Below are 627 nucleotides of genomic sequence, written 5' to 3' on the forward strand. Positions count from 1 at the left end.
ACTGTCGATGCCCGCCTTCACCGCGCCGCGGTTGGTCGTCGGCGGAACCAGCAGCGTGGCGTTGGCGGCGAACTCCACCAGGCCGAGGTTGATGCCGGGGGTGAGCTGGCCGGCGAACTGAGTGGCGGCCTGTTCGGCGGCCTTGAGCCGGTTGGGTTCGACGTCGGTCGCGCGCATGGACTGCGACATGTCGATCACCAGCATGATGACGGCGCGGTTGCGCGGGATGCGCATGTCGTGGGTGGGGGTGGCCAGCGCGATCGTCAAAAACACCAGGCACAGCAGCGATATGGCGATCGGCAGGTGCCGCCACGGCGACTGTGCAACCGGGGCCTCGGTGTACCGGTGCAGGCGTTGGCGGCGCCGGGCCGCGACGTAGACGTAGAGGCCCAGCAGGGCCAGCGGCACCAATCCGAACAACAACAGGGCGGGACGCTGGAACCCGTAGAGCGGTAACGGGCCGATACCGGGAAGCGTCATGCGGCACGCCTCACCAACAGCGATCCGCGTGGTACCGCCATCGGCTCACCTCCCGATCTGGCCGCCTCCTCGAACTCCGGCGGTGCATGGGCCGCGGCCGGAGGATTAGCCGGCGTCGAGATCGCGCCGCTGGGTGAACTTGATGTC

The 627-nt window shown here is 68.6% G+C and carries 1 protein-coding gene; it reads right to left on the minus strand.

Annotated elements, in window-relative coordinates; translation table 11 throughout:
* A partial coding sequence (locus A5625_RS03105; RefSeq protein ID WP_156747887.1) for a VWA domain-containing protein occupies window positions 1–480 on the minus strand: 480 nt, incomplete at its 3' end.
* Window positions 481–627: the final 147 nt, after the last annotated feature.

Origin of the sequence: Mycobacterium sp. 1465703.0 (genome assembly GCF_001672975.1) — a bacterium.
In the GTDB taxonomy this organism is placed as follows: Bacteria; Actinomycetota; Actinomycetes; order Mycobacteriales; family Mycobacteriaceae; genus Mycobacterium.